23 protein-coding genes, 3 tRNA genes and 1 pseudogene are annotated in these 22,185 nt (G+C 72.0%); 13 read left to right on the forward strand and 14 right to left on the reverse strand.

Annotation, left to right across the window (positions count from 1 at the left end):
• Nucleotides 1–13 precede the first annotated feature (13 nt).
• From AC1DXT_RS09335 to AC1DXT_RS09350, 4 genes are read right to left on the reverse strand one after another with little or no spacing between them, the layout of a single operon-like run.
• Nucleotides 14–889, reverse strand: coding sequence for a carbohydrate ABC transporter permease (locus tag AC1DXT_RS09335; RefSeq protein WP_477061082.1), 876 nt, complete (start codon nt 887–889; stop codon nt 14–16).
• Nucleotides 886–1,899 (reverse strand): carbohydrate ABC transporter permease, encoded by a 1,014-nt coding sequence (locus AC1DXT_RS09340; protein ID WP_477061083.1) that lies wholly within the window; start codon nt 1,897–1,899, stop codon nt 886–888. The genes AC1DXT_RS09335 and AC1DXT_RS09340 overlap by 4 nt, the downstream gene beginning before the upstream one ends.
• Before the next feature lie 4 nt (nt 1,900–1,903).
• Nucleotides 1,904–3,175: a sugar ABC transporter substrate-binding protein gene (locus AC1DXT_RS09345; RefSeq protein ID WP_477061084.1), complete on the reverse strand. Its 1,272-nt coding sequence runs from the start codon at nt 3,173–3,175 to the stop codon at nt 1,904–1,906.
• 42 nt (nt 3,176–3,217) lie between these two features.
• Nucleotides 3,218–4,237: a LacI family DNA-binding transcriptional regulator gene (locus AC1DXT_RS09350; RefSeq protein WP_477061085.1), complete on the reverse strand. Its 1,020-nt coding sequence runs from the start codon at nt 4,235–4,237 to the stop codon at nt 3,218–3,220.
• 179 nt (nt 4,238–4,416) lie between these two features.
• On the opposite strand from AC1DXT_RS09350, the gene purL reads away from it, so the two are divergent.
• The 4 genes and pseudogenes from purL (at nt 4,417) to AC1DXT_RS09370 (ending at nt 9,452) form a co-directional block, all read left to right on the forward strand.
• Nucleotides 4,417–6,780: a phosphoribosylformylglycinamidine synthase subunit PurL gene (purL, locus tag AC1DXT_RS09355; protein ID WP_477061086.1), complete on the forward strand. Its 2,364-nt coding sequence runs from the start codon at nt 4,417–4,419 to the stop codon at nt 6,778–6,780.
• Between the two features lie 116 nt (nt 6,781–6,896).
• A complete protein-coding gene (gene rsgA, locus AC1DXT_RS09360; RefSeq protein ID WP_477061087.1) occupies nt 6,897–7,910 on the forward strand; it encodes a ribosome small subunit-dependent GTPase A in 1,014 nt (337 codons plus the stop codon).
• Nucleotides 7,911–8,088: 178 nt separating this feature from the next.
• Nucleotides 8,089–8,433, forward strand: a pseudogene (locus AC1DXT_RS09365) (cellulose binding domain-containing protein); the annotation flags it as partial.
• A 56-nt stretch (nt 8,434–8,489) separates the two neighbouring features.
• Complete coding sequence (locus tag AC1DXT_RS09370) at nt 8,490–9,452, forward strand: glycoside hydrolase family 6 protein (RefSeq protein ID WP_477061088.1); 963 nt, start codon at nt 8,490–8,492, stop codon at nt 9,450–9,452.
• A 4-nt stretch (nt 9,453–9,456) separates the two neighbouring features.
• On the opposite strand, the gene trpS is transcribed toward AC1DXT_RS09370, so the two are convergent.
• A complete protein-coding gene (gene trpS, locus AC1DXT_RS09375; RefSeq protein WP_477061089.1) occupies nt 9,457–10,437 on the reverse strand; it encodes a tryptophan--tRNA ligase in 981 nt (326 codons plus the stop codon).
• Between the two features lie 166 nt (nt 10,438–10,603).
• Between trpS and AC1DXT_RS09380 the strand changes: the two genes are divergently transcribed.
• Genes AC1DXT_RS09380 through purM form a run of 4 tightly spaced genes read left to right on the forward strand, consistent with a single transcriptional unit; the run spans nt 10,604 to nt 14,139 of the window.
• Nucleotides 10,604–10,984, forward strand: a complete 381-nt coding sequence (locus AC1DXT_RS09380) for a sterol carrier family protein (RefSeq protein WP_477061090.1) — start codon at nt 10,604–10,606, stop codon at nt 10,982–10,984.
• Nucleotides 10,985–11,009: 25 nt separating this feature from the next.
• Nucleotides 11,010–11,423, forward strand: coding sequence for a histidine kinase (locus AC1DXT_RS09385; protein ID WP_477061091.1), 414 nt, complete (start codon nt 11,010–11,012; stop codon nt 11,421–11,423).
• A 50-nt stretch (nt 11,424–11,473) separates the two neighbouring features.
• Nucleotides 11,474–13,021, forward strand: a complete 1,548-nt coding sequence (gene purF, locus AC1DXT_RS09390) for an amidophosphoribosyltransferase (protein ID WP_056088161.1) — start codon at nt 11,474–11,476, stop codon at nt 13,019–13,021.
• The gene (gene purM / locus AC1DXT_RS09395) at nt 13,018–14,139 is read left to right on the forward strand and encodes a phosphoribosylformylglycinamidine cyclo-ligase (RefSeq protein ID WP_477061092.1); all 1,122 of its coding nucleotides are present in this window, start codon (nt 13,018–13,020) and stop codon (nt 14,137–14,139) included. Before purF ends, purM begins: the two co-directional genes overlap by 4 nt.
• An 88-nt stretch (nt 14,140–14,227) precedes the next feature.
• Here purM and AC1DXT_RS09400 read toward each other — a convergent pair whose 3' ends face one another.
• On the reverse strand, nt 14,228–14,440 hold the full coding sequence (locus tag AC1DXT_RS09400) for a DUF3073 domain-containing protein (protein WP_056088169.1): 213 nt from the start codon (nt 14,438–14,440) through the stop codon (nt 14,228–14,230).
• Between the two features lie 517 nt (nt 14,441–14,957).
• Here AC1DXT_RS09400 and AC1DXT_RS09405 point away from each other — a divergent pair.
• Complete coding sequence (locus tag AC1DXT_RS09405) at nt 14,958–15,167, forward strand: BldC family transcriptional regulator (protein ID WP_056088172.1); 210 nt, start codon at nt 14,958–14,960, stop codon at nt 15,165–15,167.
• 133 nt (nt 15,168–15,300) lie between these two features.
• On the opposite strand, the gene AC1DXT_RS09410 is transcribed toward AC1DXT_RS09405, so the two are convergent.
• The 6 genes from AC1DXT_RS09410 to AC1DXT_RS09435 all read right to left on the reverse strand — a co-directional run bounded on the left by AC1DXT_RS09410 (nt 15,301) and on the right by AC1DXT_RS09435 (nt 16,982).
• Entirely contained in the window at nt 15,301–15,609 is a 309-nt protein-coding gene (locus AC1DXT_RS09410; RefSeq protein ID WP_477061093.1) for a DUF3618 domain-containing protein, read from the reverse strand.
• A complete protein-coding gene (locus AC1DXT_RS09415; RefSeq protein WP_477061094.1) occupies nt 15,606–16,016 on the reverse strand; it encodes a phage holin family protein in 411 nt (136 codons plus the stop codon). Before AC1DXT_RS09415 ends, AC1DXT_RS09410 begins: the two co-directional genes overlap by 4 nt.
• A gap of 95 nt (nt 16,017–16,111) precedes the next feature.
• Complete coding sequence (locus AC1DXT_RS09420; RefSeq protein ID WP_477061095.1) at nt 16,112–16,552, reverse strand: phage holin family protein; 441 nt, start codon at nt 16,550–16,552, stop codon at nt 16,112–16,114.
• A 117-nt stretch (nt 16,553–16,669) separates the two neighbouring features.
• A tRNA-Phe gene (locus AC1DXT_RS09425) sits at nt 16,670–16,742 on the reverse strand.
• A 56-nt stretch (nt 16,743–16,798) separates the two neighbouring features.
• Nucleotides 16,799–16,872, reverse strand: a tRNA-Asp gene (locus AC1DXT_RS09430).
• A 37-nt stretch (nt 16,873–16,909) separates the two neighbouring features.
• Nucleotides 16,910–16,982, reverse strand: a tRNA-Glu gene (locus AC1DXT_RS09435).
• A gap of 125 nt (nt 16,983–17,107) precedes the next feature.
• Between AC1DXT_RS09435 and AC1DXT_RS09440 the strand changes: the two genes are divergently transcribed.
• From AC1DXT_RS09440 to AC1DXT_RS09450, 3 genes are all read left to right on the forward strand, one after another.
• The gene (locus tag AC1DXT_RS09440) at nt 17,108–17,461 is read left to right on the forward strand and encodes a metallopeptidase family protein (protein ID WP_477061096.1); all 354 of its coding nucleotides are present in this window, start codon (nt 17,108–17,110) and stop codon (nt 17,459–17,461) included.
• Nucleotides 17,462–17,465: 4 nt separating this feature from the next.
• Nucleotides 17,466–18,377, forward strand: coding sequence for a cation diffusion facilitator family transporter (locus tag AC1DXT_RS09445; protein ID WP_477061097.1), 912 nt, complete (start codon nt 17,466–17,468; stop codon nt 18,375–18,377).
• A 63-nt stretch (nt 18,378–18,440) separates the two neighbouring features.
• On the forward strand, nt 18,441–19,352 hold the full coding sequence (locus AC1DXT_RS09450) for an LLM class flavin-dependent oxidoreductase (protein WP_477061098.1): 912 nt from the start codon (nt 18,441–18,443) through the stop codon (nt 19,350–19,352).
• Nucleotides 19,353–19,460: 108 nt separating this feature from the next.
• Here the strand turns inward: AC1DXT_RS09450 and galE are convergent, their stop codons facing one another.
• Nucleotides 19,461–20,420, reverse strand: coding sequence for a UDP-glucose 4-epimerase GalE (gene galE / locus AC1DXT_RS09455; RefSeq protein ID WP_477061099.1), 960 nt, complete (start codon nt 20,418–20,420; stop codon nt 19,461–19,463).
• A gap of 115 nt (nt 20,421–20,535) precedes the next feature.
• A complete protein-coding gene (locus AC1DXT_RS09460; protein WP_477061100.1) occupies nt 20,536–20,778 on the reverse strand; it encodes a hypothetical protein in 243 nt (80 codons plus the stop codon).
• A 274-nt stretch (nt 20,779–21,052) separates the two neighbouring features.
• Here AC1DXT_RS09460 and AC1DXT_RS09465 point away from each other — a divergent pair, with 274 nt between their 5' ends.
• Complete coding sequence (locus AC1DXT_RS09465; protein WP_477061101.1) at nt 21,053–22,177, forward strand: polyprenyl synthetase family protein; 1,125 nt, start codon at nt 21,053–21,055, stop codon at nt 22,175–22,177.
• The last annotated feature ends 8 nt before the right edge of the window (nt 22,178–22,185 follow it).

The following is a 22,185-nucleotide window of genomic DNA, read 5'->3' on the forward strand; positions in this document are numbered from 1 at the left end:
CCCTTCTCGGAGGTCAGGTCTTGAGGCCGGTGGTAGCCAGCCCCTGGACGAAGTGACGCTGGAGCGCGAGGAACACGACCAGCACGGGAACGACGACCACCACGGAGCCGGCCAGCAGCAGGCCGTACTGGGTCGCGTTCTGCCCGACGCTGTAGAGCGCGAGCGCCACCGGCAGCGTGTACATGTCCTCGGTGCTGGCGACCACCAGCGGCCACAGGAAGTTGTTCCAGGAGCCCAGGAACGTGAGGATCGCGAGCGTGGCGAGCGCGGGTCGGCACAGCGGCAGGACCACGCGCCAGAAGATCCGCAGCTCCCCGGCGCCGTCCACCCGGGCGGCGTCGATCAGCTCGTCGGGGATCCCCTGCATGAACTGCCGCATGAGGAAGACGCCGAACGGCCCGGCCAGGAACGGCAGGATCAGCCCGAAGTACGTGTTGACCATGCCCAGGTTGCTGACCAGCACGAACAGCGGGACCAGCGTCACCATCCCGGGGATCATCAGCGTGGCCAGCACCAGCCGGAACAGCCAGGTGCGTCCCCAGAAGTCGATCTTGGCGAACGCGTACCCGAGCATCGAGCAGAACAGCAGGTTGCCGAGCGTCACCGCGATGGCGACGACGATCGAGTTGGTGAAGAACTGCGGGAAGTCGAGGCGCGTGAACAGCTCACGGAAGTTGTCCAGCGTCGGTGCCTGCGGCCACCACGTGGGCGGGTTGGCGCGCAGCTCGCCCTCGGACTTGAACGACCCGAGCAGCATCCACACGAACGGGGTGACGACGAGCAGGAGCCCGACGCCCAGCACTGCGTAGATCCACGGTCGTGCCTGCGGCTCCCCGAGGTGGGAACCCTCCGTACCCCGGGGCTTGGTCACGGTGGCGGTGGCGGTCATGCCGCACCCCCCGTCCGGCGGAACCAGCGTCGGCGTCGCCCGGTGGCGTCGTCCCGCTCGCCCAGCACCTTGAACTGGATGACGGTCAGCAGGACGACGGCGGCGAACAGCACGTAGCTCATGGCCGCGGCGACGCCGTAGTTGCCGAACCCGAAGGTGTTGTAGATCAGGTACGCCACCGACAGCGTGCTGTTCAGCGGCCCGCCCTGGGTCATCACGAACGGCTCCTCGAAGAACTGCAGGAACCCGATGCCCGTGATCACGCCGGCGAACAGCATGGTCGGGCGCAGCGTCGGCAGGGTGATGCTGCGCAGCCGCTGCCACGCGTTGGCACCGTCGAGCGCGCTGGCCTCGTGCAGTGCCTTGGGCACCGACTGCAGGCCCGCCAGGAAGATGACGACGAGCGTGCCGAGCGAGCGCCACACCGACATCGCGATGAGCGACGGCATGGCCCACGTCGTGCTGCCGAGCCAGTCCGGCCCCTGGATGCCGAACCAGCCGAGCACCTCGTTGATCAGCCCGTTCTCGGGCTGCAGCAGGAACCGCCACACCACTGCCACGGCCACGATCGAGGTGACCACCGGCAGGTAGTAGCCGACGCGGAAGAACCCGGACAGCTTGGTGATGCCGGTGTTCAGGGCGATCGCGATGGCCAGGGCGAGCAGGATCGTGAGCGGCACCCCGACGACGACGAAGTAGAGGGTGTTGAGCGCGGCCTTCTGGAAGAGCGGGTCCGTGAGCACGGTGGAGAAGTTCTCGAACCCGACGAGGTTCACGGAGAACGGGTTCTGCAGGTCGCGGCTCTTGATGTCGGTGACGCTCATGAAGAGCGACGACACCACCGGCCACGCCGTGAACACGAGGAAGAACAGCACGAACGGTGCTGCCATGCCCCACGCGGCGATGCTGCGCCGACGGTGCATCGGGGACGAGCGCCGGATCCTGGGGGCGGCCTGGTCGGCCGCCCCCGGGTTCCGCACGCCCGACCCGGAGGTCAGGGTCGTCGACATGAGGTCAGAGCCCCGTGCCGATCGACTCGGCCTGCTGCTGGATGGCCGTGGCGGCCTCCTGCGGGTCCATGCCGGTCTTGCAGACCTTCTCCAGCTCGGTGTCGATGACGTTCGCGACCTGCTCCCACGTCGGGATCGACGGGGGCGCCTGGGCGGTCGTCATCTGCTCGCCGAACACGGCGAGCGCGGCGTCGTCGGCGAGGTCGCCCTCGTCCCACGCGGACTGCACGGAGGGCAGGTCGCTCGTCGTCGCGTACCACTGCGCCTGGATCTCGGGCTGGCTGAGCCACTGGACGAACTTCCAGGCGGCGTCGCGGTTCTCCGAGCTCTTGAACACTGCGAGGTTGCTGCCGCCGATGAACGACGCCTGCTTCTCGTCGGCAGGCAGCGGCGCGAGCGTCACACTGTCGACGAAGCCCTCGCCGCCCGTGTCGTTGAGGATCCCGATGTGCCATGGGCCGGACTGGAACGCGCCGATCTTGCCGGCGACGAAGTCGGGTTCGAGCGTGCCCTCAGGGAGCTCCTTGGGGGCGACCCCGTCGGTGAAGAACGACTGGTAGTAGGTGAGCGCCTTGACGAACTCGGGGCTGTCGAACGTGAACTCGGTCTGCTCCTCGTTCATGATCTCCGCGCCCGCCTGCCAGGCGAACGGCAGGAACGTCTGCCACGCGCCCGTCTGACCGGCCTGCAGGGTGATGCCCCACTGGGCGCCCGCCGACTGCATGCCCTTGGACGTCGCCATCAGGTCGTCCCACGTCGCCGGGGTCGGCGAGACGCCGGCCTTCTCCGCCAGCGCGGTGTCGACGAAGAGCACGCGGGTCTCGACGTACCAGGGCACTGCGTAGGACGTGCCGCCCACCTCGGTGGAGCCCCAGGCGCCGGGGAAGAACGCGGACTCGTCGATGAGGTCGGGCGGTGTCGGGTCCAGCCCGCCGCTGGTGGCGAACTCACCCATCCACGTGGTGCCGATCATCGACACGTCCGGGACCTCGTCGGCCGCGATGGCCGTCGCGATCTTGTCGTGGGCCGCGTCCCAGGGGATGGCCGTGACGTCGATCGTGACGTCGGGGTTCTCCTCGGTGAACGCCTTGGCGAAGTCGCCGAGGGCCTCGCCCTCCGTGCCCATCGCCCAGACGGTGACCGTGCCGCTGACGTCCCCGGTGGCGACCGCCTCGGCGGTGGCGTCGTCCGCTGGTGTGTCGCTCCGGCCGCAGGCGGTCAGGGCGAACGCCGTGACGGCCAGCGCGGCGACGCTGACGCGCGTGGATCTCCTCATGATGGTTCCTCCTCGAACCTGGACAGCCCCTCGTGGGGTCTGTCAGGGGTGCGTGCCGCAGCTGTCGCGGACCACCAGGTCGGTGGCGAGCGACTCGTGCCGTGGCGTCGTGCGTTGTCCTGTGATGCGCTGGTCCAGCACCTCGGCGGCGAGTGCCCCGAGAGTGCGCATCGGTTGGCGGACGGTGGTGAGGGCGGGGCGGGCGTGGCGCGCGGCCATGACGTCGTCCCAGCCGGTGATGGCGACGTCGACGCCGACCCGCAGGCCGACCGCCTCCGCCGCGATGATCGCTCCGAGCGCGATCTCGTCGTTGGCGCAGACCAGGGCGTCGGGACGCTCCGTGCCCGCGAGCAGCCCTGCCGCTGTGCGTGCGCCCGAGGCCTCGTCGAACAGGCACGGCGTGAGAGTGGGCTCGATTCCGTGCAGACCGAGGCCCTTCCGGACTCCGCGCCACCGTTCGGCCACGTCCGGCGACTCCTCCGGGGACCCGAGGAACGCAACCCGGCGGAAGCCGTGCCCGGCGAGGTGCTCACCGAGCTCGCGTGCGGCGTCGAGCCCCTCTGCCCGGATGGAGTCGACCGCGCCCACCTCGGGCCGGGCGACGACCACGACGGGGAGCCCGGACGCGCTGAGCTGCTCGATGACGTGGTCCTCGACCGTGCGGCCGAGCAGGACGAGCCCGTCGACGCGCAGGGCGAGGTCGCGCACGGACGACGCGGGGTCGTCCCGGCCGTGGGTGGCCAGGACGAGGACGCTGCGGCCGAGCCGCGAGGCGGTCTCCTCGTACCCGAGCAGCACCTCGGCGTAGTACGGGCCGGACAGGTCCGGGAAGACGATGCCGTTGGCGGCGTGCGTGCGGGCCGCCAACGAGGTGCCGGCGTGGCTGGGGCGGAAGCCGAGCTCCTCCACGGCGGCGAGCACCTTCGCCCGGGTCGCCTCGGCCACGGGCGCCGACCCCCGCAGGGCACGGGAGACGGTCGCGATCCCGACGCCGGCGCGCGCCGCGACGTCGTAGATCGTCACGGGCGCCGTCGTCCCCGAGTCCGTAGGAAGCGCTTTCATGTGATGACCGTCACACGATCGGACGAGTAGTGCAACTCGGACGGATCGCCCGGACGGCTGCGCTCACGGACGCCGGGTCCGACCGTCGACGCGCGCCGGTATCCTGTGCGCGTCTGCCGACGTCGGCCGCGCGGCACCACGAGCCGGCGCCGAGCCACGGGTCTCCACCGAGGGAATCGATGACCACCGCACCTGCGCGCGCCCCCCAGACCGACACCGTCGACGTCGCCGCCGCGACCCCCGACCAGGAGCAGCCGTTCGCCGAGCTGGGCCTGAAGCCGGACGAGTACCAGCGGATCCGGGACATCCTCGGACGGCGCCCCACGGCCGCCGAGCTGGCCATGTACTCGGTCATGTGGTCGGAGCACTGCTCGTACAAGTCGAGCAAGAACCACCTGCGCCAGTTCGGCGACAAGACCACGCCGGCCATGAAGGAGCACCTGCTCGTCGGCATCGGCGAGAACGCGGGCGTCGTGGACATCGGCGACGGCTGGGCGGTCACGTTCAAGGTCGAGTCGCACAACCACCCGTCCTACGTCGAGCCGTACCAGGGCGCGGCCACGGGTGTCGGCGGCATCGTGCGCGACATCATCTCGATGGGCGCGCGCCCGGTCGCCGTCATGGACCAGCTCCGCTTCGGCGCCGTCGACCACCCCGACACCGCCCGCGTGGTGCACGGCGTCGTGGCCGGCGTCGGCGGCTACGGCAACTCCCTCGGCCTGCCCAACATCGGCGGCGAGCTGGTGTTCGACGCCTCCTACCAGGGCAACCCGCTGGTCAACGCCCTGTGCCTGGGCGTCCTGCGGCACGAGGACATCCACCTGGCCAACGCGTCCGGGACGGGCAACAAGATCGTCCTGTTCGGCGCTCGCACGGGTGGCGACGGCATCGGTGGCGCGTCGATCCTGGCCAGCGAGACGTTCGACGACACCAAGCCCTCCAAGCGCCCGTCGGTGCAGGTGGGCGACCCGTTCATGGAGAAGGTGCTCATCGAGTGCTGCCTCGAGCTCTACGCAGCGCGCGTGGTCGAGGGCATCCAGGACCTGGGTGCCGCGGGCATCTCCTGCGCGACCAGCGAGCTGGCGTCCAACGGCGACGGCGGCATGCACGTCGACCTCGAGAACGTGCTGCTCCGCGACCCCACGCTGACCGCCGGCGAGATTCTCATGTCGGAGTCGCAGGAGCGGATGATGGCCGTGGTCCGGCCCGACCAGCTCGACGAGTTCCTCGCCATCACCGGCAAGTGGGACGTCGAGACGGCCGTGATCGGCGAGGTGACCGGCACGGGCCGGCTCACCATCGACCACCACGGCGAGCGCATCGTCGACGTCGAGCCGCGCTCGGTCGCGCACGACGGCCCGGTGTACGACCGGCCGTACGCGCGGCCGGCCTGGCAGGACGCGCTGAACGCCGACACGACGACGGCCCTCGCGCGGCCGGCCACGAACGCCGAGATCCGCGCGACCGCGCTCCGGCTGCTGGGCAGCCCCAACCTGGCGTCCAAGGCGTGGGTGACCAACCAGTACGACCGCTTCGTGCAGGGCAACACCGCGCTCGCGCAGCCCGACGACTCGGGCGTCATCCGCGTCGACGAGTCGACCGGCCTCGGGGTCGCGCTGGCCACCGACGCCAACGGCCGGTACGCCAAGCTCGACCCGTACACGGGCGCCCAGCTGGCCCTCGCGGAGGCGTACCGCAACGTGGCGACGACGGGCGCCCGCCCGCTGGCCGTGACCGACTGCCTCAACTTCGGCAGCCCCGAGCACCCCGACTCCATGTGGCAGCTGGTGGAGGCCATCCGCGGCCTGGCCGACGCGTGCCAGGTGCTCGAGGTCCCGGTCACCGGCGGCAACGTGTCGCTCTACAACGGCACCGGCGAGCCCGGCCTGATCGACTCGGCCATCCACCCGACCCCGGTGGTCGGCGTGGTCGGCGTGCTCGACGACGTCGCCGACGCCACCCCGTCGGGCTGGACCGCCCCCGGCCAGGCCGTCTACCTGCTGGGCACCACGCACGCCGAGCTCGACGGCTCTGCCTGGGCCGACGTCGTGCACGGCCACCTCGGCGGTCTCCCGCCCGCGGTGGACCTGGACGCCGAGCGCCGGCTCGCCGCGGTCCTCACGCACGCCAGCCGCGACGACCTGGTCGACGCCGCGCACGACCTGTCGGAGGGCGGCCTGGTCCAGGCGCTCATCGAGTCGAGCCTGCGCTTCGGCGTCGGCGTGCAGGTGTCGCTCGACCCGATCTGCGAGCGCGACGGCGTCACGCCCTTCGAGGCCCTGTTCTCCGAGTCCACCGCCCGCGTGCTCGTGGCGGTCCCGCGCTCGGAGGAGGTCCGCCTGGTCGACCTCTGCACCGCGCGCGGCGTCCCCACCCTTCGCCTGGGCGAGACGGCGGAGTCGTGCTCGCCGGGCGCCGGCACCCCCGTCGACGAGTCCGACCACGTCCACGGTCCGGCCGTCGAGGTCCAGGGTCTGTTCACGTTGCCCCTGACGGAGGCCCGCGAGGCCTACGAGGCCACCCTCCCGCACTGGTTCGGCTGAACCCGCGACATCGAGAACAACCTCAGTGGCGTCCTGCACCGGGAGAACGCCACTGAGGTTGGTCTCGGGCGGTATTTCCGTGGATCCGGGAGCCGCAGCGCTCCTACCGTCGAGGCGTGCCGGCTGAGCTCTTCCGCGTGGTCCGCGCCGACAAGGGCGCGGTCCTCGTGCTGCCCGCGGACGGTCTGGACGGTGCCCACGCGCCCCACCGCGTGACGCTGGACCGGGACGGCCTGCTCGCCACGGACGACGGCGACCGGCTCGCCCCGACGGTCGGCGACTGGCTGCGCGTCGAGGAGACCGGCACCGTGCTGCAGCCCCGCACGACCGCCCTGGTCCGGGACACCGCGGGCGCCACGTCCCGCGTGCAGGCGCTCGCCGCGAACATCGACGTGGTCCTCGTGGTCGAGCACCTGGACCCGGACCCCCAGCTCGGCCGCATCGAACGGCTGCTCACGCTGGCGTGGCGCTCCGGCGCGCAGCCGGTCGTCGTGCTCACCAAGGCCGACCTGGTCCCCGACCCCGACGGCATGGCCGCCGAGGTGGCGGCGGTGGCCCTGGCGGTCGACGTGCACACGGTCAGCGTCCCCACCGGCCAGGGGCTCGACGCCCTGCGCGCGCTGCTGGTGCCGGGCGCCACCCTGGTCGCGGTCGGCCCGTCCGGGGCGGGCAAGTCGACGCTGGTCAACGCGCTCGCCGGCCATGACGTCATGGAGACGGGCGAGCGGCGGTCCGACGGCCGCGGCCGGCACACCACGACGCACCGCGAGCTGGTCCCGCTGGCGGGTGGCGCGATGCTCATCGACACGCCCGGCATCCGCGGGGTCGGCGTGGTCGCGGACGCCGACGCGCTGGACACCACGTTCGCGGACGTCGCGGAGCTGGCGGCGGCGTGCCGGTTCGCCGACTGCCACCACACCGGGGAGCCCGGCTGCGCCATCCAGGCGGCCCTGGACAGCGGCGAGCTGGCGGAGCGCCGGCTCGACAGCTGGCGGCGCCTGGCCAAGGAGGCCGCGTACCAGGCGCGACGCTCGGACGTCCGGCTGCGCGCCGAGGAGCGGAACCGGTGGAAGAAGATCACCAAGGAGTACCAGCGGGGCCTGCGCGGTCCGGGCCGACCGCGGGACTGAGCGAGCGCGCGGAAGCGCATCGACGAGCCCATTCCGGCACCTAATCGTTTCGGATGCGGCCGAGCGCTCGCCACGGCGACGGGACGTCGGGTTATCTCGTCGGGACCGGGGTGCGATCGCGTCGACGACGACACCGAGGCGCCCCCGCCCGACACTGCCGTTCGTCCTGAGGAGATCCATGCCCACCCGCAGAACCGCCACCGCGCTGCTCGCCGCCGCGGCCGTCGCGGTCGCCGGCCTGACCGCCGTCACCGCCGCCACCGCCGCACAGGCCGCCACCGGCTGCAAGGTCGAGTACCGGGTCACCAACCAGTGGGGCGGAGGCTTCGGCGCCGACGTGTCCGTCACCAACCTGGGCGACCCGGTGAGCTCCTGGACCGTGGGCTGGACGTTCAGCGCGGGCCAGAAGATCACGCAGCTGTGGAACGGCACGGCGACCACGAGCGGCTCCGCGGTCTCCGTCGCGAGCCTGCCCTACAACGGCTCGCTGGCCACCGGCGGGAAGACGAGCTTCGGCTTCAACGGTTCCTGGAGCGGCTCCAACCCGGTCCCCGGTACGTTCACCGTCAACGGCACCCTGTGCACAGGCACGACGCCGACGACGACCCCGACGACCACCCCCACTCCCACCCCGACGGTGACCGTGACCCCCACCCCGACGCCCACCCCGACCCCCACCCCGACAGTGACCACCCGCCGACGACCAGCGGCCTCTACGTCGACCCGACCACCCAGGGCTACCGCGCCTGGCAGACGGCGAGCGGCACCGAGAAGGCGCTGCTCGAGAAGATCGCCCTCACGCCGCAGGCCTACTGGGTGGGCAACTGGGCCGACCCGGCGCACGCCAAGGCCGAGGTGGCCGACTACACCGCCCGCGCGGTGGCCGCCGGCAAGACGCCGATGCTCGTCGTGTACGCCATCCCCGGCCGCGACTGCGGCTCGTACTCCGGCGGCGGCGTCGCCGAGAGCGCCTATGCGGCGTGGATCGACACGGTCGCGTCCGGCATCCAGGGCAACCCGTACGTCATCCTCGAGCCGGACGCGCTGGCCCAGCTGGGCGACTGCGCCGGCCAGGGCGACCGCGTCGGCTTCCTCAAGTACGCGGCCAAGTCGCTGACCCTCAAGGGCGCCCGCGTCTACATCGACGCCGGCCACTCGTCGTGGCTGCCCGTCAGCACGGCCGTGAGCCGCCTCAACCAGGTCGGCTTCGAGTACGCGGTCGGCTTCGCGCTCAACACGTCGAACTACCAGACCACCGCGGCGTCCAAGACGTACGGCCAGCAGATCTCGCAGCAGCTGGGCGGCAAGAAGTTCGTCATCGACACCTCGCGCAACGGCAACGGCTCCAACGGCGAGTGGTGCAACCCGCGCGGCCGGGCGCTCGGCGAGAAGCCGACGCTGGTCAACGACGGCTCGGGCCTCGACGCGCTGCTCTGGGTCAAGCTGCCCGGTGAGTCCGACGGCACCTGCAACGGCGGGCCCGCCGCCGGTGCCTGGTTCCAGGACATCGCCCTGGAGCTGGCCCGCAACGCGAAGTGGTGAGTAGTCAGCCGTAGACCATCCCCATGAGCTCGCGGACGTCACGGATCGTGGCGTCCGCGAGCTCGTTCGCGTGCGCGTTCCCGTGCGCGAGGATGTCGGCCACCAGCCCCGGCTCGGCTGCGAAGAGCGCCCGACGGGTCCGCAGGGGAGCCAGGTGGTCGACGAGCGCGTCCGCGACGAGAGCCTTGAGGTGTCCGGCGCCGCGGCTCCCGACCTCGTCGGCGATCGCCTCCGGCGGGACGCCCGTGCACAGCGACGCGAGCAGGAGCAGGTTGGCCACCTCGGGTCGCGACGACGGGTCGTAGGTGATGTGCCGGTCGGTGTCGGTCTTCGCCGACCTGATCGCGCGGACCGTGTCGTCGGCGCTCGCCCGCAGCTCGATCGCGTTCCCGCGGCTCTTGCTCATCTTGCGGCCGTCGGTGCCCAGCACGGTCGGTGCCTCGGAGAGCAGGGCCCCCGGCTCCGTGAAGCAGGGGCCGTACCGGGCGGTGAACCGGCGCGCGATCGTCCGCGTGAGCTCGAGGTGTGGCAGCTGGTCCCTGCCCACGGGGACCACGGTCGCGTGGCAGAACAGGATGTCCGCCGCCTGGTGCACCGGGTAGGTGAGCAGCAGGCCGGACAGCGACCTGCCCGAGTCGGCGAGCTCCTGCTTGACCGTCGGGTTCCGCTCCAGCTCCGCCGCGCTCACGAGCGACAGGAACGGGAGCATCAGCTGGTGGAGGGCGGGCACCGCGCTGTGCGTGAAGATCGTCGCGGTGTCGGGGTCGATCCCGGCGGCCAGGTAGTCGAGCACGATCTCGCGCACGTTCCCTGCGATGTCGCCCGGCGCCTCCCGGTCGGTGATCACCTGGTAGTCGGCGAGCACCAGCAGGGTCTCGACGCCGGACTGCTGCAGGCGCACCCGGTTGGCGACCGTGCCGAACAGGTGGCCGAGGTGGAGCGGTCCGGTCGGGCGTTCGCCGGTGAGCATGCGTTGCTGGGCCATGGCAGGACTCCTTCGAGAGACGGTGCCGCGCACGTGCCCGGAGACGACGAAGCCCCCGTGCCGCGTGAGCAGCTCGGGGGCAGGACGACCGCGGGCTGCGTCTAGTGCAGCCGGCGCCAGGTCGTCGAGGACATGGACAGCAGGGTAGCCGAGGCACAATCGCCTCATGCCTCCCCGCCGCCGCACCGACCCCGCCGACGGCCGTGCCGCGCTCGCGGTCTGGCGTGCGGACCCGGCCGCCGTCCCCACGTCCGCGCGGCGCACCGCGGTCCGGTTCACGCTCGAGGAGCTGGCCGAGGTGGCCCCGGGCAACGCCGTCGAGGTGCGGGTGCCCCCGGACGGCGCAGTGCAGGCGGTGGAGGGGCCGCGGCACACGCGCGGGACCCCGCCGAACGTGGTGGAGACCGACGCGCAGACGTGGCTCGAGCTGGTCACGGGCGCGCTGACCTGGGACGACGCCGTGGGGGCCGGGCGGATCCGGGCGTCCGGCGAACGTGCCGACCTGCGCGAGTGGCTCCCGCTGCAGGCGGCGCGGACCCGCGGCTGAGCACCGGCTGACCTAGGATCACGGGGTGCCGACCGACCCCCAGCCCGACGAGACTCCGGACGCCGTCAGCGAGCCTGCGACAGCTCAGCCCGTCGAGTCCGCGGCCCTCGATGCCCGCGGCGTGCCGATCCCCTCGGAGCAGGAGCTCGCTGCGGTCGCGGAGCCGGCGGTCGTCCGTCACGCCCCGAAGTACGGAGCGTTCATCACGGCCGGCGCTCTCGTCGGCATCGTCGTCGCCCTGGTCCTGGTCGCGATCATCCGGCCGGCGGCACCGTGGGTGGCCGACGGGTCCGGCTTCATCTCGTTCCTCGATGGTGAGGGTGCGGTGCGCACGGTCATGGCCGTCGGCGGAGCGGTGCTCGGCGGGTTCGTCGGCGGCGCACTCGCCGTCATGGCGGACCGGCGCAGCGTCCGCCGGGCGCACTCCGCCGACGTCTGACAGCTGGGCACGTTCCGTCCGCGCCCTGAGGCGTGTGCGACGATAGGAACGTGGCCCCCCGCGCAGACGGACGTCTGAACCACGACCTCCTCCCCAACGAAAAAGGCCCCCAGGACGCTTGTGGCGTCTTCGGTGTGTGGGCCCCCGGTGAGGAGGTCTCCAAGCTCACCTACTTCGGCCTGTACGCGCTGCAGCACCGCGGCCAGGAGTCGGCGGGCATCGCCACCTCCAACGGCCAGCAGCTGCTCGTCTACAAGGACATGGGCCTGGTCTCCCAGGTCTTCGACGAGACCGCGCTGAACGCCCTGCAGGGCCACATCGCGATCGGGCACGCGCGCTACTCGACCACCGGTGGCAGCACCTGGGAGAACGCGCAGCCGACGCTCGGCCCCACGGCCGCCGGCACCGTCGCCCTCGGCCACAACGGCAACCTCACCAACACCGCCGAGCTGGTGGACCTCGTCGCCGAGCGCTACGGCAGCCAGCGCCGCGGCGAGCTCGCCCGCGGCAACACCACCGACACCGCGCTGATCACCGCGCTCCTGGCGGGGGACCCGGACCACACCCTCGAGGCCACCGCGCTCGAGGTGCTCCCGCGCCTGCGCGGCGCGTTCAGCCTCGTCTTCATGGACGAGCACACCCTCTACGCCGCGCGCGACCCGCAGGGTGTCCGTCCGCTGGTGCTCGGACGACTGGAGCGCGGCTGGGTCGTGGCCAGCGAGACGCCCGCCCTCGACATCGTCGGTGCCTCGTTCGTCCGCGAGATCGAGCCCGGTGAGTTCATCGCCATCGACGCCGACGGCCTGCGCAGCAGCCGGTTCGCGAAGGTCGACCGCGCCGGGTGCGTGTTCGAGTACGTGTACCTCGCGCGCCCGGACACCTCGATCGCCGGCCGGTCGGTGCACGCCGCCCGCGTCGCGATGGGCCGGCGCCTCGCCATCGAGCACCCGGTCGAGGCGGACCTGGTCATCCCGGTCCCGGAGTCCGGCACGCCCGCCGCGGTCGGCTACGCCGCGGAGTCCGGCATCACGTTCGGCCAGGGCCTCACCAAGAACGCGTACGTCGGACGCACGTTCATCCAGCCGTCGCAGACGCTGCGCCAGCTGGGCATCCGGCTCAAGCTCAACCCGCTCAAGGAAGTCATCCGCGGCAAGCGCCTGGTGGTCGTCGACGACTCGATCGTCCGCGGCAACACCCAGCGTGCGCTCATCCGGATGCTCCGCGAGGCCGGCGCCGCCGAGGTGCACGTGCGGATCAGCTCCCCGCCGGTCAAGTGGCCCTGCTTCTACGGCATCGACTTCGCGTCCCGCGCCGAGCTCATCGCCAACGGCCTGGGGGTCGACGAGATCGCCGCGTCGCTCGGCGCCGACTCGCTCGGCTACATCTCCCCGGAGGGCATGATCGCCGCCACCGAGCAGCCCGCGTCGCAGCTGTGCGCCGCGTGCTTCACCGGTCAGTACCCGATCGAGCTGCCGCCGGCGGACCGGATCGGCAAGTTCCTGCTCGAGCAGAGCGAGCTGCCGCTGGGTGCCCCGGAGGACGGGCTCCTGTCGATCGTGCCGAGCGCCGGTGGCGCGAGCGCCCTGGACCACCCGTGAGCGGCCCGCAGGTCACGTACGCCGGTGCGGGCGTGGACACGGAGGCCGGTGACAAGGCCGTCGAGCTGATGAAGGACGCTGTCCGCGCCACGCACGGGCCGCAGGTGCTCGGGGGGGTCGGCGGCTTCGCGGGCCTGTACGACGCCAGCGCCCTGCTCAGCTACCGCAAGCCGCTGCTGGCCACCTCGACCGACGGTGTCGGCACCAAGGTCGCCATCGCGCAGGCCCTGGACATCCACGACACCATCGGGTTCGACCTGGTGGGCATGGTCGTCGACGACATCGTCGTGGTCGGCGCGAAGCCCCTGTTCATGACCGACTACATCGCGTGCGGCCGGGTGGTGCCCGAGCGCATCGCCGGCATCGTGCGTGGCATCGCGGCGGCGTGCTCGGTGGCCGGGACCGCGCTCGTGGGCGGCGAGACCGCCGAGCACCCCGGCCTGCTGGGTCCCGACGAGTACGACGTGGCCGGTGCCGCGACGGGCGTGGTCGAGGCCGACCGGCTGCTGGGCCCCGAGCGGGTGCGTGCCGGCGACGTGCTGCTGGCCCTCGGCTCGAGCGGCCTGCACTCGAACGGCTACTCGCTGGTCCGCAAGGTGGTCTCCGTGGCCGGCTGGACGCTGGACCGCCACGTCGACGAGCTGGGCCGCACGCTGGGTGAGGAGCTCCTGGAGCCCACCCGCGTCTACGCGAGCGACTGCCTGGCACTGGCCGAGCGCGCGGGCGTCGAGGGCCTGCACGCGTACAGYCACGTGACCGGCGGGGGACTCGCGTCGAACGTCGCGCGCGTGCTGCCGCAGGGTCTGGTCGCGGACATCGACCGCGGGGGCTGGACGCTGCCGCCGGTGTTCTCGCTGGTGCAGCGCCTGGGCCAGGTGCCGTGGACCGACCTCGAGGGCACGCTCAACCTCGGGGTGGGCATGGTCGCGATCGTCGCCGCCGACTCGGCGGCCGGGGTGCTCGCGCACGCGACCGAGCTGGGCCTGCCCGCGTGGGAGCTGGGCACCGTGCGGCACGCCGACCCGAGCACCGACGTGGCGGGTGCACCGGGGTTCGTCGCGGGCACCAAGGGCGTCCACGGGGGAGCCGTCCAGCTCACCGGCGCCTACCGGGTCTGACGGCACGCGTGCGCACACGCTCGCACCACCCCGAAGGATGGTGCGGTGCGTGTGCGTGCCTACGCCTCAGCGCAGGTGGCGAGAACAATCAGCGATCGTCGTCCGACCAGCGTCGGTAGTCGTCGCTGTCGTCGTCAGTGTCCGTCTCCACAGCCGCGCGAGGGCGGTTGTCGGTGACGACATCGTTGTGGCCGTGCGACGTGAGCTCCTGCTCGAGAGCTCGGTAGTTGGTATCCGGGCTGAAGTACTTCAGCTCCCGGGCCACCTTCGTCTGCTTAGCCTTCTGACGGCCGCGCCCCATGGCATCGACCCCCTCTTACGTGGATGCGGGGCGGCTCCGTGCTGACACGTGCGGCCCCGGGGTGCTGAATCGTCTCTTCGTGGGGCAACGGTACATGCTCGTTCGGTATTCCGACCACTCGCCGTGCGCGATGCGCGTCACGTCTGCGCCGGCGACGCCGAGGCGGGTCGGCCGGCGTGAGCCGGACTGGCGTCCAGCGCCCCGTGGACGGTCCAGCGCGTCCCGGCGTGTATGACCGAATGGTCGGGTTTAGGCTGGTGCCACGGCTCACGAGTCGCGAAGTATGAGAAGTGTATGAGAGCGGCGTGAAGGTTCGTTATCGGACCGTGTCCGGGAACGCGCTGTATGCGGCTTTCGTTCATGCTAGTGGGGCGATGTCAGGTTTGGGGGCTTCAGCCCGTACCCTTGCCAGATCGAGAACGTTTCACACCCGCAGGACCGCATCACCCGCACCTGAACTGGCCCGAGCATCGACGACGTCGACGCTGCAGGCCGCACGCTCGCCAGGAGGCAGCAGATGAACGCACACGCCGCAGACTCCGAAGCCCTGCTCACGCCCTCCGAGGTCGCGACACTGTTTCGGGTCGATCCCAAGACCGTCACCCGCTGGGCGAAGGCCGGGAAGCTGTCCTCGATCCGCACGCTCGGCGGCCACCGCCGGTACCGCGAGTCCGAGGTGAGGGACCTGCTCAACGGGGTCCCGCAGCAGCGCCTGTCCGACGGCTGAACCCACTCTCACTCGGCCGAGGTCGTCGACCCTGCTCGACGTGCCCTCGGCCGTTGCGCGCCCGCGGCGGCGCGCCCCGGACATGACGACGACGGCGAGGGCCGCACCGTGGCGCCCTCGCCGTCGGCGTGCGTCAGCCTCTGCGGCGCCCCGCGACGATGAGCGCGACCAGGGCCGCGACGCCGGCCGCGGCGCCGCCGAGGACGGCGAAGGCCTTCTTGCGCGCCGCCGGGTCGGCATCGGTGTTCTTGGCGTCGCTCCACAGCTGACGGCCCGACTCCACCGCGCGGCCCGCCTGAGCGCGGGGATCGAGCCGTGCCACGAGCTCGTCGACGTTCGACGCCAGCTGCGCGCGCGTGAGCGCGAGCTCGGCCTCCAACGCCTCCATCTGGGGGGTGGTGAACGGCTTGGGCGCGTCCTTGGGCTTCGACTCGTCGCTCATGCGGAGAACCCTGCCTTCAGCGTCGCGATGTCCTCGTGGACGCCCTCGATCGCCTTGGCCGGGGTGGGGGGTGAACCGGCCTTGATGCGGTTGATGCCGATGAGCACCAGCACCGCGATCACGATCAGCATCACGACGCACACGATGAGCGCGGCCAGCCAGAGGTCGACCCAGAGGTCCAGGACGATGATCGCCAGCGCGATCCCGGCGCCGAGCAGGTAGAGGGCGAGCACCCCGCCCACGGCGACGAGTGCGGCGCCGATCCCGAGCTGCTGCGCCCGTCCCGTGAGCTCGGCCTTGGCGAGGTCGATCTCCGCGCGCACGAGTCGCGCAGCCTGCTCGCTGATCTCGGACACCAACTGGCCGAGCGACTTCTCGTCGCCCGGCGGTCCCGACTGGGTGGTCATGGGGCACGGCCTCTCGTCTGCACATCCGGTGACCACCAGTCTGGTGGTCGGCGATCCGCCACGCGAGAGGAACGGCCCTGATCAACCGCGCGGACTCAGTCCGCCCAGGGGTGAACCTGCTCCTCGGCGGGGTGTGCCGGCTCGTGGATCCGCACGACCGAGACGGCCGGCCCCGGGGGCAGCCGGCGCCGGGCCCAGGCCGCGACCCCGGCACCGATGAGCAGGAGCGCCACCCCGATGATCAGCGCGGCGAGCCAGGCGTCGACCGCGTGGGACAGGCCGAGCACCGCAGCCGTGATGAGGAGCGCGAGACCGAAGAAGCTCACCAGGGCGGCCGCCGCGAACCCGAGCGCAGCCGGGCGGACCTCGATGGCGCGGGCGCGGACGCTGCGCGTGACCGCGTCGATCTCGGCCTGGACGCTCTCGCGCACGTGGTCCTCGACCTGGGCGAACTTCTCGCGCGCCCGGTCCGCGAGGGGCTCGGAGAAGCGGTCGAAGAAGCTGCGCGGGCGATCGGCGCCAGGGGTGCTGGCCATGAGGTCCTCCTCGTACGGCGTGCGGTGACCTCAGCGTAGGAGCAGAACGCCTGGTGGCAGAGTTGCCGCGCTCACGACGAAGCCCCGCTCCGGGTGATCCGGGCGGGGCTTCCGATGTGGCCACTGGCAGGGTCGAACTGCCGACCTTTCGATTTTCAGTCGAACGCTCTACCAACTGAGCTAAGTGGCCGAAACGACGCGGCCCGGTCTCTGCTCATCACAGAACTGCTGACCGGGCGTATCGAGCGACCCCGACGGGACTTGAACCCGCGACCTCCGCCGTGACAGGGCGGCGCGCTAACCAACTGCGCTACGGGGCCTTGAACTGCTGCAAGGCCTTACTGCTGATCCTGCTCGTACCCCCAACGGGATTCGAACCCGTGCTACCGCCGTGAAAGGGCGGGGTCCTAGGCCGCTAGACGATGGGGGCTTGTCCAACCCCTGACGTCGAGGCGCCGGATGACCGGTGATGAGCATACGGGGTGATCGGCCGTAACTCCAAAGCGGTTGCCGGTGGCCCCCGTCACGTGCCGCGGACCAGGCAGGATGGTGCCCATGGTCGACATGACGCTCGCCGAGTTCGAGGACGCGGTCCGCGACGCTCTCGACGAGATCCCCGACGAGCTGGCCGCCATGATGGACAACGTCGTCGTGCTGGTGGAGGACGAGGCGCCCGAGGGCGAGGTCGAGCTGCTGGGCCTGTACGAGGGAACCCCGCTGACCGAACGCGGGGAGTTCTGGGCCGCCGGCTCGCTGCCCGACCGGATCACCATCTTCCGGCTCCCCACCCTGGCCGTCTGCGACGACCGAGCGGACGTGGTCGAGGAGGTCGCCGTCACTGTGGTGCACGAGATCGCGCACCACTTCGGCATCGACGACGACCGCCTGCACGAGCTCGGCTGGGACTGACGCAGTGGGACACGACCACGGGCACGGGACGGCGGCACAGGCGCACCGGGGGCGGCTCCTGGCGGTGCTGGTGCTGACGCTCGTCGTGCTGGTGGTCGAGGTGGTCGGCGGGCTCGTCTCCGGGTCGTTCGCCCTGATCGCCGACGCCGGGCACATGCTCACCGACGCCGCCGGTGTGGGCCTCGCGCTGGGCGCGACCGCACTGGCGGCCCGGCCCGCCACGGCCGCGCGCACGTTCGGCTGGCAGCGCGCGGAGATCCTCGCGGCGCTGGTCAACGGGCTGGTCATCGCGGCCGTCGGGGTCGGGGTGATCGTCGGCGGGATCGCGCGGATCCTTAACCCGGGCGAGGTCGAGGCCGGGCTCATGCTCGCCGTGGCGGTCGTCGGGCTCGCCGCCAACGGGGTCGGCCTGGCGCTGTTGCGCCGGGGGCAGGAGGAGTCGCTCACCGTCCGCGGCGCCTATCTCGAGGTGCTCGGCGACCTGCTCGGGTCCGCGGCCGTGGTCGTCGCGGCGGTCGTCGTGCTGGCCACCGGGTTCCTGCGGGCCGACGGGATCGTCTCCGTGCTCATCGGCCTGATGATCGTGCCGCGTGCGGTCAGCCTGCTGCGCGAGGTCGGGACCGTGCTGCTCGAGGCCACGCCCCGCGGGGTGGACCTGGACGCGATCCGGTCGCACATCTGCGGTGTCTCCGGGGTGCTCGGCGTGCACGACCTGCACGCGTGGACCATCACGTCCGGCGTGCCGGTGCTCTCGGCGCACGTCGAGGTGCCCGACGACCTCCTGTCCCGGGGCGAGGCAGGCCGCGTGCTCGACGACCTGCGACGCTGCCTGGCCGGCCACTTCGACGTCGACCACTGCACGTTCCAGCTGGAACCGCCGTCCACCACGGGCCGCGAGCGCCACGCGCACGCCTGACCCTGGCCGTGCGCCCGCACGCCGAGTGCGGGCCTCGGTGGGCTGGGACCGTAGGGTCGGCGCATGGTTGCTGTGGGGATCGTGCTGCTGCCGCAGGAGCGGTGGGTGTCGGCTCGCCGGAAGTGGGAGCAGGCCGAGGAGTGGGGCTTCGACCACGCGTGGACGTACGACCACCTCGCCTGGCGCTCCCTCGTCGACCAGCCGTGGTTCGCCACCGTGCCGCTCCTGGCCGCTGCCGCGGCCGTCACCGAGCGGATCGGGCTGGGCACGTGGGTGGCGTCCCCGAACTTCCGGCACCCGGTGCCGTTCGCCAAGGACGTCATGGGTCTCGACGACGTCAGCGGGGGTCGGTTCCTGCTCGGCGTGGGCGCTGGCGGCGAGGGGTTCGACGCCTCCGTCACCGGCGACCCGCCGACGCGCGGCGAGCGGACGCGGCGGTTCGAGGAGTTCGTCGGGCTGCTCGACTCGCTGCTGACCCAGCCGGTGACGTCGCACCAGGGCACGTTCTACCGGGCCGACGAGGCGCGGATGATCCCCGGCACGATCGCGCAGCCGCGCACGCCGTTCGTCGTCGCCGCCAACGGACCCCGGACGATGACGCTGGCCGCGCGGTTCGGGCAGGGGTGGGCCACCTACGGACCCGCGTACGCGACCGAGGACGTCCCGGCCGAGGCGACAGCCGCGCAGGAGCAGTGGTGGACGGGGCTGGCGACGATGCTCGAGCAGGTGGACGCGATCGAGGCCTCCGTCAGGCCTGCGGGCGAGCCACCGCTGCGCCGGTACCTCAGCCTGGACGGGGCGCCGATCTTCTCGATGACCTCGCTGGACGTGGTGACCGAGGGCATCGAGCGTGCGGCGGCGCTGGGGTTCAGCGACGTGGTGATCCACTGGCCGCGCGCGGAGGGGATCTACGCCGGCGACGAGTCCGTGCTGGAGGCCCTGGTCGATGAGCTGCCGAGGCTGCAGGCGCTCTGACGCCCGCAGATCGCCTCGCTGAGGCGCTCGAATGCGCGGACGCTGGAACCAGAACCCGCAACGTCCGCAGATCCGGTCGCCAGGGCGCTCGGATCTGCGGACGTTCGCTCAGTGGGCCTGGCGGGCTTCCCAGGCGCTGGTGACCATATCCAGCAGGGTGTGGCGCATCTGCCAGTCGAGGTCGCGGGCCGCCAGCTCGCCCGACGCCACGATGCGGGCCGGGTCGCCCGGCCGGCGCGGGGCGGTCTCGGGCTCGAACGCGATGCCGGTGCCCTCGGCCATCGCGGTCATGATCTGCCGCACCGAGACGCCGTCGCCGGAGCCCAGGTTGTAGACGGGCTCCAGGGTGCCGCCGGCGGCCAGGACCTGCGCGGCGGCGACGTGCGAGTCGGCCAGGTCTGCGACGTGGATGTAGTCGCGGACGCAGGTGCCGTCGGGCGTCGGGTAGTCGGTGCCGTTGATCCGCGGGGTGCGGCCCTCCACCAGGGCGTCGAGCACCAGCGGGAAGAGGTTGTGCGGGCTGGTGTCGTAGAGGTCCGGGGTGGCGGAGCCGACGACGTTGAAGTACCGCAGCGACGTGTGCCGCAGGCCTGCCGCCCGCGCCTGGTCGCGCAGCAGCCACTCGCCGATGAGCTTGGACTCGCCGTAGGGCGACTCGGGCGTGGTCGGGGTGGTCTCGGTGACCAGGTCCACGTCCGGGGTGCCGTACACGGCGGCCGACGACGAGAAGACGATCGCGTCGACGCCCTGCGAGGCCATGGCCTCCAGCAGGTGGGCGGTGCCGGTGACGTTCTGGTCGTACGTGTGCAGCGGCCGGTCGACGGACACGCCGGCGTACTTGAACCCCGCCAGGTGCACGACGCCCACGACCGCGTGCTGGGAGATCGTGTCCGCCACCAGGTCGGTGTCGAGGATCGACCCTTCCACCAGCGGCACGCCGTCGGGGACGAACGCCCGGTGCCCGCTGGACAGGTCGTCCAAGACCACCGTCGCCAGCCCGACCTGCCCGAACGCCCGCACCACGTGCGACCCGATGTACCCGGCACCCCCGGTGACCAGCCATGTCATGGTGCCAAGCCTACCGACGCAAGCGGTGCGGCCGTGTGCGCCCTCGTCGTGGGCTCAGCACCCCGCGGTGGAGTCTCTCGACCTGCAGGTCCCGGTCCGCTCTGCGACGGTCAGCTCACATCTCCACCGAGAAGTACCAGTAGCCGTTGCGGGTGTAGCACGCCTTGGTCATGAGGCCATCGGCGATGTAGGCCTTTCGGACCGCTTCGCACCTCGCGTGGTTTGCCTCGTTGACGACACCGAACGGGCCGACATAGGTCCAGAGTGTCGCGGCGCCGGCGGTCGAGCTGGCGACGAGTGCGCCGAGTGCGAGGGCGGCTGTGGCAGTGCCTGCGGCGATCGTTCGTCCGATTGTCATAGCGTCTCCTGACTGGAGTGATGTCGGCGATTCGCACCGTAGCAGGGGATCGTCCGCTGCGGACGTGAATTCGTCGGCGTACTCGCGTCGGCAAGGACCAGTTCACGCCGTGCCACGCACACACATCCGTCGTGGGTGCATCCGTCGGGGGCCTCCGGACAGAAGGGGACCCGACAGCCGTCTGCAGTGGCGTCCGAGGGGATGCTCAGTACGCTGAGCGTCTACCCCGCTGGCGCGCTGCAGGACGGTCCAGGGCACTGACGGGAGGGGCCGGATGCACAGGGAGACGGGAGCGCCGGGGGTGGTCGTCCGACCGGATGCGGTGCACACGGCGGACGCCGCCGACCTGGCTGTCGCGGTCGAACGCGCGATGGCGGTGACCGCCGGCGTCCTGGAGGACTTCCTTGCGGGTCGGGTAGGGCATGCAGCCGGGCGCTCCGACGTCGCGGCGCGTCTGTGGGCCGACCTGGCGGACGTCGTCGGCGGCAAGCTCATGCGGCCGCGGCTGGCGGTCACGGCCTACCTCGGGCTCGGTGGCCAGGACGCGGGTGCCATCGCTCCCGTCGCCGCAGCCGTCGAGGTGCTGCACACGGCGATGCTCGTGCACGACGACCTGCTGGACCACGACGAGGTGCGCCGCGGGCGGCCCAACGTCGCAGGCGCGACCCGGGCGCGCCTGGCAGCCCGGGGACTGGCCGGGCGCGTGGTGGACGACCAGGTGCTGGCCGCGGGCCTGCTGGCGGGCGACCTGGCGATCGCTTCGGCGTTCTCGCTGGTGGTGAGCGCCCCGGCGGACCGGTCGGAGCTGCTCCGGGTGGTCGGCCTGCTGGCCGAGGGCATCGAGACCACGGTGATCGGGGAGCTGCTCGACGTGACCGCGTCCCTCTCGTCGCCGCGGGACGTCGATGCGCTCGCGGTGGCGGAGCTGAAGACCGCCGCCTACTCGGGCAGCCTGCCGTTGGTCGTCGGCGCGATCCTGGCCGGAGCGGACGACGAGCGGATCGCGCAGCTCGACGGGGTCGGCTCGGCCCTCGGGGTCGCGTTCCAGCTGACCGACGACGAGCTCGGCGTGTTCGGGGACCCCGCGGTGACGGGCAAGTCGGTGGTGTCCGACCTGCGCGAGGGCAAGCGCACCGAGCTGCTCCGGCGGGCGTACGCGATGACGGACGCCACCGGGTGCGCGGTGCTCGACACGCACGTGGGCCGGCCCGACCTGGACGAGTCGGGTGCCGCGGCCGTGCGGGACGTCATGGTGTCGAGCGGTGCGCTGGAAGCGGTGCGGGAGCTGACCCGGCGCACGGGCCTGCACGCGCGATCCCTGGCGGCGGGCAGCCTGCCGCAGCCCCTGGGGGGCTACCTTGTGGGCGTCGTCGACGATCTGGTCGGGCGGGGTCACTGAGTGCTGGG

It is taken from the genome of Cellulomonas sp. P1_G12_2 (assembly GCF_056405535.1).